Origin of the sequence: Aquabacterium sp. OR-4 (assembly GCF_025290835.2) — a bacterium.
Taxonomy (GTDB): Bacteria; Pseudomonadota; Gammaproteobacteria; order Burkholderiales; family Burkholderiaceae_C; genus Pseudaquabacterium.
This window is the reverse complement of the sequence record NZ_JAOCQD020000001.1, coordinates 2,434,289-2,448,896: the sequence shown is the minus strand read 5'-3', so window position 1 is coordinate 2,448,896 and position 14,608 is coordinate 2,434,289. Positions and strand designations below refer to the sequence as shown.

Below are 14,608 nucleotides of genomic sequence, written 5' to 3'. Positions count from 1 at the left end.
ATCATGAAGAAGACCTTCCAGATCTACCGCTACGACCCGGACAAGGACGCCAAGCCCTACATGCAGACCCTCGAGGTCGAGCTGGACGGCAACGAGCGCATGCTGCTCGACGCGCTGCTCAAGCTGAAGGCGCTGGACCCGACGCTGAGCTTCCGCCGCAGCTGCCGCGAAGGCGTGTGCGGCTCCGATGCCATGAACATCAACGGCAAGAACGGCCTGGCCTGCCTGACCAACATGCGCGACCTGCCGGGCGTGGTGGTGCTCAAGCCGCTGCCGGGCCTGCCGGTCATCCGCGACCTGATCGTGGACATGACGCAGTTCTTCAAGCAGTACAACTCGATCAAGCCCTACCTGGTCAACGACACCCAGCCGCCCGAGAAGGAGCGCCTGCAGTCGCCCGAGGAGCGTGACGAGCTGAACGGCCTGTACGAGTGCATCCTGTGCGCGAGCTGTTCGACCAGCTGCCCCAGCTTCTGGTGGAACCCCGACAAGTTCGTCGGCCCGGCCGGCCTGCTGCAGGCCTATCGCTTCATTGCCGACAGCCGCGACCAAGACACCGCCGGCCGCCTCGACAACCTCGAAGACCCGTACCGCCTGTTCCGCTGCCACACCATCATGAACTGCGTCGATGTCTGCCCCAAGGGTCTGAACCCCACCAAGGCCATCGGCAAGATCAAGGAACTGATGGTGCGTCGCGCCGTCTGAGCGCCGCCCAGCCAGCGCCTGCCGCAACACATCCACACCCCACCGACAGGCTCCAGCAAGCGTGGCGATGAACACTCCAGCCCAAGACGGCGAGAACGGCAGTGCCCTGATCGGCGGCACCGAGCTCAGCCGTCTCAAATGGCGCTGCCGCCGCGGCCTGCTCGAGAACGACCTGTTCATCGAGCGGTTTTTCCAGCGCCACGAGGCCACGCTCACGGTGCGCCACGCCGACGGCCTTCAGGCGCTGACCGAATTGGCCGATAACGACCTGCTGGATCTGTTGCTCGCCCGTCGCGAGCCCGAGGGTGAGCTCGCTCGCCCCGAGGTGAGCGAGGTGCTGGGTATGTTGCGTGCTACGCCTGTTCCGACCGTCTAGACACTGACCACAAAGGGAATTGCCCATGACCCCCTCCGACGTGAAAGCAACGCTGTCCTTCTCCGACGGCAGCCCCAGCATGGATCTGCCCATCTACAAGGGCAGCATCGGTCCGGATGTGATCGACATCCGCAAGCTCTACGGCCAGACGGGCAAGTTCACCTACGACCCGGGCTTTCTCAGCACGGCCAGCTGCAACTCGACCATCACCTACATCGATGGCGACAAGGGCGAGCTGCTGTACCGCGGCTACCCGATCGAGCAACTGGCGGTGCAGTGCGACTTCCTCGACACCTGCTACCTGCTGCTCAACGGCGATCTGCCCAATGCGGTGCAGCAGAAAGACTTCCACAAGCTCGTCAACAACCACACGATGGTCAACGAGCAGATGCAGTTCTTCCTGCGCGGCTTCCGTCGTGATGCGCACCCGATGGCCGTGCTGACCGGCCTGGTCGGCGCGCTGTCGGCCTTCTATCACGACAGCACCGACATCAATAACCCGCAGCACCGCGAGATCTCGGCCATCCGCCTGATCGCCAAGATGCCCACGCTGGTGGCCATGGCCTACAAGTACAGCGTCGGCCAGCCCTTCATGTACCCGCGCAACGAGCTGTCGTACGCCGGCAACTTCATGCGCATGATGTTTGGCACGCCGTGCGAGGACTACAAGGTGAACCCGGTGATCGAGCGCGCGCTCGACCGCATCTTCATCCTGCACGCCGACCACGAGCAGAACGCCAGCACCTCCACGGTGCGCCTGTGCGGCTCGTCGGGCACCAACCCGTTTGCCGCCATCGCCGCCGGCGTGGCCTGCCTGTGGGGCCCGTCGCACGGTGGTGCCAACGAGGCCTGCCTGAACATGCTGGAAGACATCCAGAAGATGGGCGGCGTGGCCAAGGTCGGCGAGTTCATGAGCCAGGTGAAGGACAAGAACTCCGGCGTCAAGCTGATGGGCTTCGGTCACCGCGTCTACAAGAACTACGACCCGCGCGCCAAGCTGATGCAGGAAACCTGCAAGGAAGTGCTGACCGAGCTGGGCCTCGAGAACGACCCGCTGTTCAAGCTGGCGATGGCGCTCGAGAAGATCGCGCTGGAAGACGACTACTTCGTGGCGCGCAAGCTCTACCCGAACGTCGACTTCTACTCCGGCATCGTGCAGCGCGCCATCGGCATCCCGGTGCAGCTGTTCACCGCCGTGTTTGCGCTGGCGCGCACGGTGGGCTGGATCGCCCAGCTCAACGAGATGATCGCCGACCCCGAGTACAAGATCGGCCGTCCGCGTCAGCTGTTCGTTGGCGCGCCGCGCCGCGACGTCAAGCCGCTGGCTGCCCGCAGCTGATCTTCAGCCGCCTGCCGGCCGGCCACGCGCCTGCCGGCCCGCCCGAAGGCCACGCGATGCGTGGCCTTTTTTTTGCCCCGGCGCCGCGTTCGGCGTTGTTGCGCCCCTGATTCGGGCGGTGGCCCCGGGCCGGCGCCCCTTGTGGCGGCGCTGGCGGGCGCCGATACTGCCCTGCCACCCGGGCCGGCATTGCAGCCAGCATGGGCGGCAGATGGCCAGCCGTTCTGCGGCCCTGGCCCGCCCGCAACCCCGACCCGAAACCGCCGCCATGGTGTCGCTGAAGATCCTGCGCGGGGCCGAACTGGCCCCCGGCGTTCGTGCCGAGGTGCAATGGCCCGATGGCACGCCACGTTTCGTGATCGGCCGCGATCCTGCCGCCAACTGGCCGATTCCTGATTCGACGCTGGCCTTGTCGGCCCGGCACTGCGAGCTGATGGTCACCGCACGCGGTGTGCTGCTGCGCGACTTGTCGACCAACGGCACCTTCGTCAACGACGACACCGAGCGCCTGCGCACCGATCGCCTGCTGCAGCATGGCGACCGCATCACGCTGGGGCCCTACCAGGTGCGCCTGGCGATGGTGGATGCCACGGTCAACGCCAGCCCGCTGGCCGCACGCACCGTGGGCGCCCCGCGGCTGGCGCCCGGCGCGACGCCGATGCCGGCTGTCATGCCGGCCGCACTGCCCAGTCCCGTGTCGGTGCCGGTGCCTGTGCCGGCGGCCGATGTGGCGCAGGGTGCCGCGCACGAGGCCGACCTGGGCCTCACCCGCATGGCCCAGCCGCCGCGCGCCGCACGCCGGCCGCGCGGGGTGCCGGGTGCGCCGGCTGCGCCGGGTGCGTCCGCGCCCACGTCACCCTCGTTGCCGCACACATCGCCGCACACATCGCCGCACGCATCGCCGGCCCGCCCCGGCCCGGTGCTGGCCGCCGGGGCCCCGGCGCCCGGGCCGGCCGGGTTGCACCGGCCAGCGCCCGCCCTGGCCCACCCGCCGCGCGGCGGCGAGCTGTCGGCTGCCGGTGCGCAGGCGGTGCGCAATGCGCTGGCCGATGGCCTGGGCCTGCCGGCCTCGGTGCTGGCCAGTGAAGATGCGCTGCAGCTCACGCTGCGCGTGGCCGCGCTGGCACAGGCCGCGGTGGGCGGCCTGCACCACCTGCTGGCGCAGCAGGCCCGGGTGCGCAACCGCATCGGCGCGCGGCCACCGGCGGTGCTGGATGGCGAGCCCAACCCGCTGCGCCTGGCCGGCGAGTCGGCCCAGGCCATGTACGCGCTGCTGACCCATGCCGACCCCGGTGCCGCCGTGGCCCAGGCCTGCAGCGATCTGCTGCAGCACCAGGAGCGCCTGCTCGACGCGGTGGACGCCAGCGCCGAGCGCATGGGCCGCACGCTGGCGCCGCAGGCTTTCGAGCGCGCCATCGGTTCGGCGTCCACCGCCGATGCCGCGCGCTGCTGGGCGCTGTACCTCGAGATCTGGCAGCGCATGGGCCTGCCCGCCGGCCAGCCCTGGGCCGAAGGCTTTGCCGAGGCGCTGGCCCGCCACCTGGCCCTGGCCTACGAGACGCCGCGCGGCAGCTGATGGCCAGGCCCGCCGCCGCGCTCAAGGCGTGGTGGTCGATGCGGGGGGTGGCGCGGTGCCGGGCGCGTTGCCGGGCGCGGTGATCGGCAGGGCATCCGGGCCCAGTTGGCCAGACTGGCCCGGCAGGCCCGGCAGGCCCGGTTGGCCCGACTGGCCCGGCGGCACCGCGGGCGCTGCCAGCGCCGGCAGGCGCGGCAGGCTGTGCTCGTCCAGCAGCGGCGGGCCCTCGGCCGGCACGCTGGCCTGCGCGGAGCGCATGTCGCTGTAGCGCGCGGCGCTCACCCGGTTCATGCCGGCCTCGTCGCGCATGATGTGCGGCCGCAAAAACACCACCAGATTGCTCTTGGCCCGGGTGCGCGACTGGCTGCGGAACAGCCCGCCCAGCAGCGGCCAACTGGCCAGGCCCGGCACCGACGCATCGGCGGTGCTGAGGCTGTCCTCGATCAGGCCGCCCAGCACAATGAACTTGCCGTCGTCGACCACCACCGTCGATTCGATCGAGCGCTTGTGCGTGGTCGGCCCGGCATTGCTGGTGCCGGTGGCGGTGGTGGTGGAAAGCGCCGACGACTCCTGGTAGATCGACAGCCGCACGGTGTTGTCGGCGCCGATCTGCGGGCGCAGCCGCAAGGTGATGCCGACGTCCTTGCGCTCGATGGTCTGGAACGGGCTGCTGCTGGTGCCCACCGTGTAGTTGCCGGTGACGAAGGGCACGTTCTGGCCGACCACGATCTTGGCCTCCTCGTTGTCCAGCGTCACCAGGTTGGCGGTGGACAGGATGTTGGTGCCCGCCGTGGCCCGCAGCGCCATCACCAGCGCGCCCAGGCTCAGCGTGCTGGTGGCCGAGAGGTTGAAGATCGACTTCCATTGCAGGCCCACATCCACGGCCTTGCTGGCGTCGACCTCGACGATCACCGATTCCACATACAACTGGGCGCGGCGCGAATCCAGGCCATCGATCAGTGCGCGGATCTTGCGGAACTGCGCCCCGGTGGCGCTGATCACCAGTGTGTTGGTGGCCGGATCGGCCTGGATGCCGCCCCCGGTGCTGGGCGCCGCGGTGGCCGCCACCGGCGTGGTGGCCGCGCTGGACGAGGCGCCCGATCTGGCGCTGCTGCTGCTGCCCGCGGCCTCGGCTGACACGCCGGCACTGCCACCGCCACCACCACCACCACCGGCCTGGCCACCGCCCGATGAGGCCACCCCCGCCGCGCCACCGGCGCCGCTGCCACCCAGGTTGGGAAACGCCGCCCGCAGCACCTGGGCCAGGCGCGTGGCATCGGCATGGCGCAGGTGCACCAGGTGGCTGCCCAGGCCCTCGCCATCGGCGGCCGGCTGGTCGAGCCGGGCCACCAGCGCACGCACCGCGGCCAGCCGCGCCGGCGTGGCGGCGCGCACCAGCAGCGCGTTGCTGGCGGCATCGGCGGTGACGGTGGGCGCCGGCATCGCACCACCGCCGGCGGTGCCGCCCGCGCCCGCGCTGCCCTCGGCCACCAGCTTGAGCACCGTGGCCGCCAGCTCGCTGGCCGTGCTGTGCTGCAGGCGGATGATCTCCACATCGCTGGCGCTGGGCACGTCCAGCGCCGCCACCAGGGTGGCCAGGCGCCTGAGGTTGCTGGCGTAATCGGTGATCACCAGCGCATTGCTGCCGGGGCTGACGTTGACCGTGTTGTTGGGCGTGATCAGCGGCCGCAGCACCGCCACCAGGTTCTGCGCGTTCTCGTGCTGCAGCCGCAGTACCTGGGTCAATACCGGGTCGCCGGCCGGCACGCTGGCGGGTGCGCCGGTGCTCAGTGCGCGGGCGTGCAGCTTGGCATCGGCCTCGGGCAGCACGGTGAGCAGGCCGTCGCGGTCGATCACCGCAAAGCCCAGGCCGCGCAGCGCGGCCTGGTAGATCGAGAAGGCCTGTGCCGGGCTGACTTCGTGCTCGGTGTAGAGCGACAGCGCGCCCTTGACCCGCGGGTCCAGCAGGATGGGCCGGTTGAGCAGGGCCGCCACGGCGCGCGTCACCGTCTCGACATCGGCCGACGGAAAGTTCAGCGTCACGGCCTGGTGGGCCGATCGCCTGGGGGCGGGCGAGGTGGCGGGCGCGGTGGCGGGCGAGGTGGCCGGTGCAGCAGTGGGTGCAGCGGTAGGGGCCGGCCAGGCCGGCTGGCCCAGGGCGGCGATCAGCAGCAGGGCCGGCAGGCGCTGCGGCGGTGTGCCGGCGGCGGCACGGCAGGCGGTCTGCCGGCGGGCATGGGCAAAGGTGGGCGGCATCGGGGCAGCGGGGCATCCGGGCAGAAACGGACGCGCATGCTGCCGGCCCACATCACCGCGCCATGTGTGCGGCGATCAAAGAAGGGTCAAGCGATGCGGCGAGGGGGCCGGAGCGCGGGCGCGCAGTGCGGCGCGGCGCAGCGCTCGGCCCCCCCCCCGGGGCGACGCTCAGAGCTTGAGCAGGCCCTTGAGCAGCTTGCCCATCTCGCTGGGGTTGCGGGTGATGGTGAAGCCGCACTCCTCCATCACCGCCAGCTTGGCGTCGGCGGTGTCGGCGCCGCCCGAGATCAGCGCGCCGGCATGGCCCATGCGCTTGCCCGGAGGGGCGGTGACGCCGGCGATGAAGCCGACCACCGGCTTCTTCATGTGATCCTTCACCCAGCGTGCGGCCTCGGCCTCGTCGGGGCCGCCGATCTCGCCGATCATGATCACCGCGTCGGTGTCGGGATCGTCGTTGAACAGGCGCATCACGTCGATGTGCTTCAGGCCGTTGATCGGGTCGCCGCCGATGCCGACCGCGCTCGATTGGCCCAGGCCGATCTCGGTGAGCTGCGCCACGGCTTCGTAGGTCAGCGTGCCCGAGCGGCTGACCACGCCGATGCGGCCCTTGCGGTGGATGTGGCCCGGCATGATGCCGATCTTGATCTCGTCGGGCGTGATCAGGCCCGGGCAGTTGGGGCCCAGCAGCAGCGTCTTCTTGCCGCCGGCGGCCTCCTTGGCCTTCATCTTGTTGCGCACTTCCAGCATGTCCTTGACCGGAATGCCTTCGGTGATGCAGATCGCCAGATCGAGGTCGGCTTCCACCGCCTCCCAGATGGCGGCCGCGGCACCGGCCGGCGGCACGTAGATCACGCTGACCGTGGCGCTCTGGGCCTGGGCGGCCTCTTTCACGCTGGCGTAGATCGGGATGCCTTCGAAGCTCTCGCCGGCCTTCTTCGGGTTGACGCCGGCCACGAAGGCGGCCTGGCCGTTGGCGTAGCCCTGGCAGCCCTTGGTATGGAACTGGCCGGTCTTGCCGGTGATGCCCTGGGTGATGACGCGGGTGTCTTTGTTGATGAGGATGGACATTTGAATTTCTCCTGGGCTCAGGCCACAGCCGCCACGATCTTGGTGGCGGCTTCAGCCATGGTGTCTGCGGCGATGATCGGCAGGCCGCTTTCGGCCAGCATCTTCTTGCCCAGGTCTTCGTTGGTGCCCTTCATGCGCACCACCAGCGGCACCGACAGGTTCACCGCCTTGCACGCGGTCATCACGCCTTCGGCGATGGTGTCGCAGCGCATGATGCCGCCGAAGATGTTCACCAGGATGCCCTTCACATCCGGGTTCTTCAGCATGATCTTGAAGGCCTCGGTCACCTTCTCGGCCGTGGCGCCACCGCCCACGTCCAGGAAGTTGGCCGGCTCGCCGCCGAACAGCTTGATGGTGTCCATGGTGGCCATGGCCAGACCGGCGCCGTTGACCAGGCAGCCGATGTTGCCGTCCAGGCTGATGTAGGCGAGGTCGAACTTGCTGGCTTCCACCTCGGCCGGGTCTTCCTCGTCCAGATCGCGGTAGGCCACGATCTCGGGGTGGCGGAACAGCGCGTTGGCGTCGAAGTTGAACTTGGCGTCCAGCGCAATCAGCTTGCCCTGGCTGTCGCAGTTCAGCGGGTTGATCTCGACCAGGCTGGCGTCTGTTGCCATGTAGCAGCGGTAGAGGTTCTGGAAGATCTCGACCGCCTGGGCCACCGAGCCCTCGGGCAGGCCGATGGCGCGCGCGATCTTGGCCGCCTGCGCATCACCCAGGCCGGTGAGCGGGTCGATCAGCTCGGTGCTGATCTTCTCGGGCGTGCTGTGGGCCACCTCTTCGATGTCCATGCCGCCTTCGCTGCTGGCGATGAAGGCCACCTTCTGCGAGGCGCGGTCGGTGACGAGGGAGACGTAGTACTCCTTCTTGATGTCGGCACCTTCCTCGATGTACAGGCGGCGCACCTTCTGGCCCTCGGGGCCGGTCTGGTGCGTGACCAGCTGCATGCCCAGGATCTGGCCAGCCAGGTCCTTCACGCCGTCCAGGCTCTTGGTGACCTTCACGCCGCCGCCCTTGCCGCGGCCGCCCGCATGGATCTGCGCCTTCACAACCCACACGGGGCCGCCCAGCTTCTGCGCGGCTTCCACCGCCTCCTGCACCGAGAACGCCGCAATGCCGCGCGGCACCGGCACATTGAACTGGCGCAGGATTTCCTTGCCTTGGTATTCGTGGATCTTCACAGGGGGTCTCCTAGAGCTGATCCCGCACAGTGTGGAGAGCAGGGCTGACCGCAAGCTGATACGGCGGGGCCTTGCTGCTGGGCGGGGGTGAGACGTGAACCCGGGTGCCTGGCTGCGTCGTTACAGCGCGGCGGCCTCGAGTCCGTTGTCGAAATGGGCGCGGGTGAGGCCGCGTGCGGCCTCGGCATCGCCAGACTCGATGGCGGCCATGATGGCGCGGTGCTCGGCCAGCGATTCGTCGATGCGGCCTTGCTTGAACAGCGAGTGGTGGCGGTTGAGCTTCATCACCTTGCGCAGATCGGTCACGATCTGCTGGGTCCAGCGGTTGCCGGCCATCTGCAGCAGGCGCAGGTGAAACTGCTCGTTGGTGGCAAAAAACGCGTCGCGCTGGCCGCGCTGCGCCTCGAGCTGGCGGTGCAGGGCGGCCAGTTCGGCACGCTGGGCGGCGCTGGCGCTGGCTGCCACCTGCGCGGCGGCGTCGCTCTCCAGCAGCGAGAGCAGGTGGTAGACCTGGGCCACGTCGTCGCGGCTCATCTCGGTGACATAGGCGCCGCGGCGCACCTTCATCGTCACTAGGCCCTCGACGGCCAGCACCTTGAGCGCCTCGCGCAGCGGCGTGCGGCTGATGCCGTACTCGGCGGCGATCTTCTGCTCGTCGATCCAGCTGCCGGGCTCGAGCGCGCGGTTGAAGATCTGCTCGCGCAGGCGCTCCGCCACGTCCTGGTAGAGGGCGCGCGGGGTCAGCGGCGAGGCGGGCAACGTGTGCACGGCAGGGTGGGGGGCATCGGCCAAGCGGCGGATTGTAGGGGTTTTGAATTCATAATTTTGCATGACGTCGGCTGCGCCGGCGCGGCCGGCAAGGGCCGGCAAGGGCGGCGAGCGGGCTGGTTTCAGGCCGCGGTCGAGCCGGGTTCGGGCCGCGTTCAAGCGGCGTCCGAGCGGCGGTCGAGCCGAGTTCAATCCGCGGTCAGGCGCCGCCCATGCCGGCTCGCTGCGCCGCCGTGGTGCATGCCGTGCCACAGCTTGGGGCATGGCCGGGCTGGCGGGCAAACTGGCCTGGCACGGCGGCCAATTCGGGGCTACGCCGGGTGGGCGCTGCCCCTAGGCTGACGGGCATCCTGGCCAGCGCTTCAGTTCCCACCCACCATGTCCCTCGCCGACGAACTCATCCCGTACATGCGCCGCGTGCAGGCGGCCGAGCGCGACCTGCGCGACCTGAACCTGCTGTGGCAGATGATCGAGGCCAGCTCGGCCATCAGCTGCCCCGAGGAGGCCGAGTCGATCCTGCCGATGCTGACCCAGACGCGGGTGCGCTTTGCCTCGCTGCAGAAGCGCCTGGTGTCGCAGCTGGCCGGCGAGTGCGTGGCCGAGCTGCGCGACGAGCTGGCGGCCAGCGCGCAGTGCACCATCGACATCCTGGTGCGCAACCTGTTCGAGCGCACCGCCGATGTGGGTTTTCTGGCCACCGATGGCCCGGTGTGCGCGTTCTGCGCGGCGCCGGCCGATGTGCGCGCCGGCCTGCGCGGCGAGCTCGAACGCCGGCTGGGCGAGTACCGCGACAAGTACACCGTGTACGACGACATCCTGCTGCTCTCGCCGCGCGGCGAGCTGCTGGCGCGGCTCGACAGCAGCCAGCCGCTGAGCCACAGCCATGACGAGATCGTGGGCCAGGCCGCGGTGGCGCGGGGTTATGTGGAGCGCTTCGGCGCCTCCGATCTGGCGCCCGATGGCCAGCCGGCGCTGCTGTACGGCCATGCCGTGCACGATGCGGCGGGCCACTGCTGCGGCGTGCTGGTGCTGCGCTTTCGCAGCCACGACGAGCTGATCCGCATCTTCGACAGCGTGGTGCAGCCCACGCGCAATGTGGCCGTGGTGCTGCTGGATGCGGGCGATCGCGTGATCGCCAGCAACGACCCCGCGCACATTCCGGTGGCCGCGCGCCTGCATCCCGCGGCCGATGGCCAGGTGGGCCTCACCAGCTTTGGCGGCCGCGAGTACCTCAGCGTGACCCGTGCCACCCATGGCTACCAGGGCTACACCGGGCCCAAGGGCTGGCGCGCGCAGGCCATGACCTCGGTGCTGACCGCGTTTCGCGACCGCAACGGCGATGCCGAGCGCTTTGATGCGCTGCCGCTGGGCAACGAAGACCTGGCGCGCATCCAGCACGAGGTCGACGCGATCAATGGCGACCTGCGCCGCGTGGTCTGGAACGGCCGCCTGGCGGCCGGCACGCGCGACGGCGAGCAGGCGCGGCTGAAGGCCGTGCTGCGGCAGATCAACGAGGCCGGCAGCCGCACCCGCGAGAGCGTGGCCCTGGCCATCCGCAACCTCTACCGCAGTGCCATCGGCCGCATCGGCCACCAGTCGGGCGATCTGGCCCGGCTGGCCGCCGACATCCTGGACCGCAACCTCTACGAGCGCGCCAACGACTGCCGCTGGTGGGCGCTGTCGCCGGTGCTCGAGCAGGCGCTGGCCGAAGGCTCGGGCGACGAGGTGGCCGACGCCGAGACGCTGCAGCACGTGCTGGCGCACATCAACAGCCTGTACACCGTGTATGCCCGGCTGGTGGTGTTTGACACCCAGGGCTGCGTGCGCGGCGTCTCGCGCGAGGCAGCCGATGGCCTGCCGCCGCTCACCGGCAGCCGGGTCGAGCCGGCGCTGACCCAGCTGGTGGCCACGCTGGGCGATGGCCAGCGCTATGCGGTGACGCCCTATGCGGCCTCGGCGCTGTCGGACGGCGTGCCCGCGTGGTGCTATGTGGCGGCCGTGCGCGGCGGGCCGCAGCGGCGCACCGTGGGCGGCATCGCGATCGTGTTCAACACCGAGCGCGAGCTGCGCGCGATGCTTGATGACGTGCTGGGCGACTCGGCCGGCATGGCCGCCTTCGTCGATGCGCAGGGCCGCGTGATGGTCTCCACCACCGAGGCCTGGCCGGCCGGGCAATTGCTGGCCCAGCGCGAACACGGTGCGGTGTTCGAGCAGGACGGCGCGCAGTACACCCTGGCCCGTGTGGGCACCCACGGCTACCGCGAGTTCAAGCAGCACGACGGCTACGAGCACGGCGTGCAGGTGGTGGTGGCGCTGCGCCTGGGCCCGGTGGAACGCCGCCGCGGCCAGCAGCACGAGGTCAATCTGCAGGCCCTGCCCACCACCCGCCGCAGCGAGCAGCGCGAGTACGCGCTGTTCAGCGTGGGGGCAGGGCGCTTTGCCTTGCCCGCCGGGCTGCTGATCGAGGCGCGCCCGCGCACCGGCCTGGTGAACGCCCGCATGGGCATGGCCGACATGGCCGGCCTGCTGGAAGTGCCCGATCAGCGCAGCAGCCGGGTGGTGCCGGTGCTGAACATGCGCGCCATGCTGGGCGTGCACTACGCGCCGCGCGCCGCCGATGGCGTGGTGCTGGTGCTGGGCACCCATGCCCAGCCCGGCCGCCCGAGCCTGGGCCTGCTGGTGGACGATGTGTCGGCCGTGCTCGACATCGGCCCCGAGCACCTGCAACCCGTGCCGCCCGGCATGGGCATGCGCAGCACCCTGCTGGGTGGCCTGCTGCGCCTGGGCTGCGGCCAGGCCGATGGCGGCGAGGTGCTGGTGCAGCTGCTCAATGCCGAGGCCCTGGGCGCCATGGTGCTGCCCGATCTGGCTGCCGCCTGACCGGACGCGCAGCAGCGGCTGCGCGGGCACCTGCTGCGAGGGCACCTGCTGCGCAAGCTCCTGCTGCGCAAGCTCCTGCTGCGCGGGCGCGGCTGAAGAACGGGCACCTGCAGCCGGGCCGCCGATCGGCCCCGTGCCGCCCGCCGGGCTGGCGCCTGCGGCCTGGCCGTGTACGGATTTGCCTTTTGTGATTCATAATTATGAATTCCAGCGCACGGGTGGCACGGCCGCCGGTCGCGCCGCGGCCCCTGCGTCACACGAGGTTTCGACATGTCCCGTCCCACGTCGCCTGAGCAACAGCACCCCGAGTTCAGCCCTGCCAGCCTGGCGCAATGGCAACAGGCCGCGGCCAAGTCGGCCCCCGGCGGCGATGTGGCGGCACTCGACTGGGTGACGCCCGAGGGCATCACCGTCAAGCCGCTGTACACCGCGGCCGACACCGCGAACCTGCCGTTTGCCAACACCCTGCCGGGCTTCGAGCCCTTCATCCGCGGCCCGCAGGCCACCATGTACGCGGTGCGGCCGTGGACCATCCGCCAGTACGCCGGCTTCTCCACCGCCGAAGAGTCGAACGCCTTCTACCGCAAGGCGCTGGCCGCCGGCGGCCAGGGCGTCAGCGTGGCCTTTGATCTGGCCACCCACCGCGGCTACGACAGCGACCACCCGCGCGTGACCGGCGACGTGGGCAAGGCCGGCGTGGCCATCGATTCGGTGGAGGACATGAAGATCCTGTTCGACGGCATCCCGCTCGACAAGGTGAGCGTGTCGATGACCATGAACGGCGCCGTGCTGCCGGTGCTGGCCGGCTATGTGGTGGCGGCCGAGGAGCAGGGCGTCAGCCAGGAGCGCCTGAGCGGCACCATCCAGAACGACATCCTCAAGGAGTTCATGGTCCGCAACACCTACATCTATGGCCCCGAGCCGAGCATGCGGATCATTGGCGACATCATCGAGTACACGGCCCGCAACATGCCGAAGTTCAACTCGATCAGCATCAGCGGCTACCACATGCAGGAAGCCGGCGCCAACCAGGCGCTGGAGCTGGCCTTCACGCTGGCCGATGGCAAGGAGTATGTGAAGACCGCCCTGGCCAAGGGCCTGGACGTGGACGACTTTGCCGGCCGCCTGAGCTTCTTCTGGGCGGTGGGCATGAACTTCTATCTCGAGATCGCCAAGATGCGCGCCGCGCGCCTCTTGTGGACCCGGATCATGAAGGGCTTCGGGCCGAAGAATCCCAAGAGCCTGATGCTGCGCACCCACAGCCAGACCAGCGGCTGGAGCCTGACCGAGCAGGACCCCTACAACAACGTGGTGCGCACCACCATCGAGGCCATGGCCGCGGTGTTTGGCGGCACCCAGAGCCTGCACACCAACAGCCTGGACGAGGCCATCGCGCTGCCCACCGAGTTTTCGGCCCGCATCGCGCGCAACACCCAGCTGATCATCCAGGAAGAGACCCACATCACCAACGTGGTCGACCCCTGGGCCGGCAGCTACCTGATGGAAAGCCTGACCCAGGAGATGGCCGACAAGGCCTGGGCCATCATCGAGGAAGTCGAGGCCATGGGCGGCATGACCAAGGCCGTGGACAGCGGCTGGGCCAAGCTGAAGATCGAGGCCAGCGCGGCCGAGAAGCAGGCCCGCATCGACAGCGGCAAGGACGTGATCGTCGGCGTCAACAAGTACAGGCTGGCCAAGGAAAGCCCGGTCGAGATCCTCGAGGTCGACAACGTCAAGGTGCGCGAAGCCCAGATCGCCCGGCTGCAGCAGATCAAGGCCTCGCGCGATGGCGCCCGGGTGGCCGCCGCCCTGGCCGCCCTGACCCAGGCCGCCGGCTCGGGCCAGGGCAACCTGCTGGCCCTGGCCATCGAGGCCATCCGCGCCCGCGCCACGGTGGGCGAGGTGAGCGATGCGCTGGAAGAGGTGTTCGGCCGCCACCGCGCCGACATCCAGAAGGTGACCGGCGTGTACGCCGCCGCCTACGACTCGGCCGAAGGCTGGGACAAGCTCAAGACCGAGATCGCCGCCTTTGCCGACGAAGCCGGACGCCGCCCGCGCGTGATGATCGCCAAGCTGGGCCAGGACGGCCATGACCGCGGCGCCAAGGTGGTGGCCACCGCCTTTGCCGACCTGGGCTACGACGTCGACATCGGCCCGCTGTTCCAGACCCCCGAAGAATGCGCGCGCCAGGCCATCGAGAACGATGTGCACGCAGTGGGCATCAGCACCCTGGCCGCCGGCCACAAGACCCTGGTGCCGGCCATCATTGCCGAGCTGCAGCGCCAGGGCGCCGACGACATCATCGTGTTCGTCGGTGGCGTGATCCCGCAGCAGGACTACGACCAGCTCTACGACGCCGGCGTGAAGGGCATCTACGGCCCCGGCACGCCGATCCCGGTGAGCGCCAAGGACGTGCTCGAGCAGATCCGCAAGGCCGCGCGCTGAGATGCGACGAGACCTGC

At 69.8% G+C, this 14,608-nt stretch carries 10 protein-coding genes; 6 read left to right on the top strand and 4 right to left on the bottom strand.

Translation table 11 applies throughout. The features are described 5' to 3' along the window. Window positions 1-3: 3 nt before the first annotated feature. The 4 genes from N4G63_RS10560 (at window position 4) to tagH (ending at window position 3,996) form a co-directional block, all read left to right on the top strand. Window positions 4-705, top strand: coding sequence for a succinate dehydrogenase iron-sulfur subunit (locus N4G63_RS10560; protein WP_260788378.1), 702 nt, complete (start codon window positions 4-6; stop codon window positions 703-705). A 67-nt stretch (window positions 706-772) separates the two neighbouring features. After that, entirely contained in the window at window positions 773-1,081 is a 309-nt protein-coding gene (locus N4G63_RS10555) for an FAD assembly factor SdhE (protein ID WP_260788377.1), read from the top strand. Between the two features lie 25 nt (window positions 1,082-1,106). Next, window positions 1,107-2,420 (top strand): citrate synthase, encoded by a 1,314-nt coding sequence (gene gltA, locus N4G63_RS10550; protein WP_260788376.1) that lies wholly within the window; start codon window positions 1,107-1,109, stop codon window positions 2,418-2,420. Between the two features lie 211 nt (window positions 2,421-2,631). Then, the gene (gene tagH, locus N4G63_RS10545) at window positions 2,632-3,996 is read left to right on the top strand and encodes a type VI secretion system-associated FHA domain protein TagH (RefSeq protein ID WP_314599652.1); all 1,365 of its coding nucleotides are present in this window, start codon (window positions 2,632-2,634) and stop codon (window positions 3,994-3,996) included. Between the two features lie 21 nt (window positions 3,997-4,017). On the opposite strand, the gene N4G63_RS10540 is transcribed toward tagH, so the two are convergent. From N4G63_RS10540 to N4G63_RS10525, 4 genes are all read right to left on the bottom strand, one after another. Next, window positions 4,018-6,252 carry a secretin GspD/PilQ domain-containing protein gene (locus N4G63_RS10540; protein WP_260788374.1) on the bottom strand — a complete coding sequence of 745 codons (2,235 nt, stop codon included), beginning with the start codon at window positions 6,250-6,252 and terminating at the stop codon, window positions 4,018-4,020. A 168-nt stretch (window positions 6,253-6,420) separates the two neighbouring features. Then, window positions 6,421-7,320 carry a succinate--CoA ligase subunit alpha gene (gene sucD / locus N4G63_RS10535; protein WP_260788373.1) on the bottom strand — a complete coding sequence of 300 codons (900 nt, stop codon included), beginning with the start codon at window positions 7,318-7,320 and terminating at the stop codon, window positions 6,421-6,423. A gap of 17 nt (window positions 7,321-7,337) precedes the next feature. Further along, complete coding sequence (gene sucC / locus N4G63_RS10530) at window positions 7,338-8,498, bottom strand: ADP-forming succinate--CoA ligase subunit beta (RefSeq protein WP_260788372.1); 1,161 nt, start codon at window positions 8,496-8,498, stop codon at window positions 7,338-7,340. Between the two features lie 120 nt (window positions 8,499-8,618). Next, window positions 8,619-9,257: a GntR family transcriptional regulator gene (locus tag N4G63_RS10525; RefSeq protein WP_260788705.1), complete on the bottom strand. Its 639-nt coding sequence runs from the start codon at window positions 9,255-9,257 to the stop codon at window positions 8,619-8,621. A gap of 387 nt (window positions 9,258-9,644) precedes the next feature. Here N4G63_RS10525 and N4G63_RS10520 point away from each other — a divergent pair, with 387 nt between their 5' ends. Together N4G63_RS10520 and scpA are read left to right on the top strand one after the other, a co-directional pair. Further along, on the top strand, window positions 9,645-12,146 hold the full coding sequence (locus N4G63_RS10520; RefSeq protein ID WP_260788371.1) for a chemotaxis protein CheW: 2,502 nt from the start codon (window positions 9,645-9,647) through the stop codon (window positions 12,144-12,146). Between the two features lie 270 nt (window positions 12,147-12,416). Further along, the gene (scpA, locus tag N4G63_RS10515) at window positions 12,417-14,591 is read left to right on the top strand and encodes a methylmalonyl-CoA mutase (protein WP_314599651.1); all 2,175 of its coding nucleotides are present in this window, start codon (window positions 12,417-12,419) and stop codon (window positions 14,589-14,591) included. Window positions 14,592-14,608 lie beyond the last annotated feature (17 nt).

What these genes read in the sequence shown, in the direction of transcription:
- N4G63_RS10520 (WP_260788371.1), top strand. Translation starts at nt 9,645, where the DNA reads ATGTCCCTCGCCGACGAACTCATCCCGTACATGCGCCGCGTGCAGGCG.
- N4G63_RS10555 (WP_260788377.1), top strand. Translation starts at nt 773, where the DNA reads ATGAACACTCCAGCCCAAGACGGCGAGAACGGCAGTGCCCTGATCGGC.
- N4G63_RS10540 (WP_260788374.1), bottom strand. Translation starts at nt 6,252, where the DNA reads ATGCCGCCCACCTTTGCCCATGCCCGCCGGCAGACCGCCTGCCGTGCC.
- N4G63_RS10560 (WP_260788378.1), top strand. Translation starts at nt 4, where the DNA reads ATGAAGAAGACCTTCCAGATCTACCGCTACGACCCGGACAAGGACGCC.
- gltA (WP_260788376.1), top strand. Translation starts at nt 1,107, where the DNA reads ATGACCCCCTCCGACGTGAAAGCAACGCTGTCCTTCTCCGACGGCAGC.
- sucD (WP_260788373.1), bottom strand. Translation starts at nt 7,320, where the DNA reads ATGTCCATCCTCATCAACAAAGACACCCGCGTCATCACCCAGGGCATC.
- scpA (WP_314599651.1), top strand. Translation starts at nt 12,417, where the DNA reads ATGTCCCGTCCCACGTCGCCTGAGCAACAGCACCCCGAGTTCAGCCCT.
- tagH (WP_314599652.1), top strand. Translation starts at nt 2,632, where the DNA reads ATGGCCAGCCGTTCTGCGGCCCTGGCCCGCCCGCAACCCCGACCCGAA.